The organism is Hansschlegelia beijingensis, assembly GCF_045505405.1.
In the GTDB taxonomy this organism is placed as follows: Bacteria; Pseudomonadota; Alphaproteobacteria; order Rhizobiales; family Methylopilaceae; genus Methylopila; species Methylopila beijingensis_A.
On sequence record NZ_JBJKEX010000453.1, the window covers coordinates 1 to 2126 of the forward strand.

Annotated in this window: 3 protein-coding genes; 1 reads left to right on the top strand and 2 read right to left on the bottom strand. The window is 72.1% G+C overall.

What is annotated here, in order from left to right; all coding sequences use genetic code 11:
• On the bottom strand, positions 1–289 hold a 289-nt coding region (locus ACIKT0_RS17460; RefSeq protein WP_407106618.1), incomplete at its 3' end, for an HK97 family phage prohead protease.
• Between the two features lie 33 nt (positions 290–322).
• Here ACIKT0_RS17460 and ACIKT0_RS17465 point away from each other — a divergent pair.
• Positions 323–718 (top strand): hypothetical protein, encoded by a 396-nt coding sequence (locus ACIKT0_RS17465; RefSeq protein WP_407106619.1) that lies wholly within the window; start codon positions 323–325, stop codon positions 716–718.
• Positions 719–724: 6 nt separating this feature from the next.
• Here the strand turns inward: ACIKT0_RS17465 and ACIKT0_RS17470 are convergent, their stop codons facing one another.
• The gene (locus ACIKT0_RS17470) at positions 725–1963 is read right to left on the bottom strand and encodes a phage portal protein (RefSeq protein WP_407106620.1); all 1239 of its coding nucleotides are present in this window, start codon (positions 1961–1963) and stop codon (positions 725–727) included.
• Positions 1964–2126: the final 163 nt, after the last annotated feature.

Below are 2126 nucleotides of genomic sequence, written 5' to 3' on the forward strand. Positions count from 1 at the left end.
TGTTGAGCCGGCCGGCGACGCGCAGGCCGCGGGAATCCTCGACGAGCGCGCTCCAGGCGCCGATCGGCTCCGCCGGATCGTGCTGGAACAGGAAGCGCACGCCGAGCGGGCCTCGGGCGGCGAGCGACTTTGCGAAGGCGCCGCGCTCCACCCGGTCGCGTCCGAGGTCGACCACGCCGAACAGCGAGGCGTAGCCCTCGACCAGGCCGTCGGCGGAGACCGCCGGCGCGACGGGCAGGCGCTTAAGTTCGGGCGCGTCGGAGCGCGCCCGGGCGAGCGGATGGGGCATGGCGGGTTCTTCCAGAAGCGCTATGACGCAGCGATGAGCTCAGCCACGACCAGCCGGGGAAAGGTCGCCGCCATCGCGCTGGCGGCGCTCGCCTGCGCGCAGACCCAGGCGATCGCCGCCGACCCCCGGATCCAGGAGGAGAAGATCCTCAATCTCGGGCTGTTCACGGGCTACGTCGTGGCCTGCAAGGTGGCGACCGAAGCGCAGGCCGCGGAGATGTTCGAGCGTTTGAGCGCGGGGCTCGGCGAGCTGACCGCAAAGGAGAAAAGACGCCTCGCCGCGGCGCGTCGCGCAGGCCGGCGGACGGAATGTCCGGAGGGTCCGCTGAAAACGGCCGTCGAGCGCGGCTGGGCGAACTATGCCGGCGCGAGCTTCAAGCCGGAGCCGCCACCTCCTCCGGAGAAGCCCGGGAGCGAGGAGAAGCGCTGAGCCGCGTCACCCTTCGGCGCGGCTCTGGCCTCGCGGCTGATAGCCGACCGCCACGCGTTTCTCGTCGTCGTCCAGGAAGGTCGCGGCGGTGACCCGGCGCCACAGCGCCTCGCGCTCGCCGGCCAGCGCCTCGACCGCGTCGAGGTCCGGCCTGAGCGTGAGCTCCGCGCCCCAGACGGGACCGAGCCATCCGGCGATCGACTGCGCGATCCGTGACAGCAGCGGCAGCGCCGTCTGGCGCCACAGCGCGCGGTTGGCCTCGCTGTAATTCGCGTAAGTCGCGTCGCCCGGAATGCCCAGCAGCATCGGCGGCACCCCGAAGGCGAGCGCGATGTCGCGCGCCGCGGCGTTCCTGGCCTGCAGGAAATCCATCTCCTGCGGCGTCAGCGCCATTGGCCGCCAGTCGAGGCCGCCGTCGAGCAGCAGCGGCCGCCCGGCGTTCGCGGCCCCGGAGAACTGAGCCTCGAGCTCCGCCTTCAGCCGCTCGACCTGATCGTCCGAGAGCCCCTGCCCTTCCGGCCCCTTGTAGACCAGCGCCCCGGAGGGCCGGGCCGCATTGTCGAGCAGCGCCTTGTTCCAGGCGGAGGCTGCGTTGTGCAGGTCGACCGCCTGCGCGGCCGGCTCGAGCGGGCTCAGCCCGTAATGGTCGTCGAACGGGTGGAACAGCGTCAGGTGCAGGATCGGCGGCGTGGGCTCGGCGCGCTGGTCGAAGCGCGAGACCTCCGCGCCGACGCGGTATTCATAGGCTTCCGGCCAGCCTTCCGGGTCGGGCAGCACCCGCATCCGGTCCGGCCGCAGCACGTGCAGTTCGCGCGGCTCGCCGTCCAGCGTCACGGCCTCCAGATAGGCGTCCCCGGAGATCAGCAGATGCGAGACGAGGGCTTCGACGAGCCCGGCCTTGCCCTGGCGCGGATTTGGTCGCCCCAGCAGGTCGAGCAGCGGGTGGACGTCGAGCTCGCGCTCGCCTTCCGTGAGGATGAGCGGCACGCCGCCGGCGGCTTCCGCCACCATCCGCACCGCGCGGTGAACCACGGGGTTCCGCTGGTAGCCCTCGCGGGCGAGCGTCGCCGGATCGCGCGCGCTCCACACCGCGCGGCCGCCTCCGTGCAGAGCCGCAAAGGCCGCGAAGCCCCGCTCTTGGCCTCGAGCCGCCGCCGGAACAGGCGCGCAAGAGCAAAGGCCATGAGGCCCTCCCGATGTTCCGAGTTGAGACCGGCCCGCGGGAACAAAGCCCGACGGCCCCACGTTTCCGAGATGAGCTCCAGGCGAACGAGACGTTCGCGATCAGGAGGATCCTCGCCATGACAAACAAACTTCTCGCGCCGATCTTCGCAGCGGCGCTTCTCGCCGCTCCCGCGGCCCTCGCCCAGAGCGGCGGCGGCTCCGGAGGCGGATCAGGCGGCGGCTC

Coding starts and splice junctions, on each gene's coding strand:
- ACIKT0_RS17465 (WP_407106619.1), top strand. CDS start 323: ATGAGCTCAGCCACGACCAGCCGGGGAAAGGTCGCCGCCATCGCGCTG.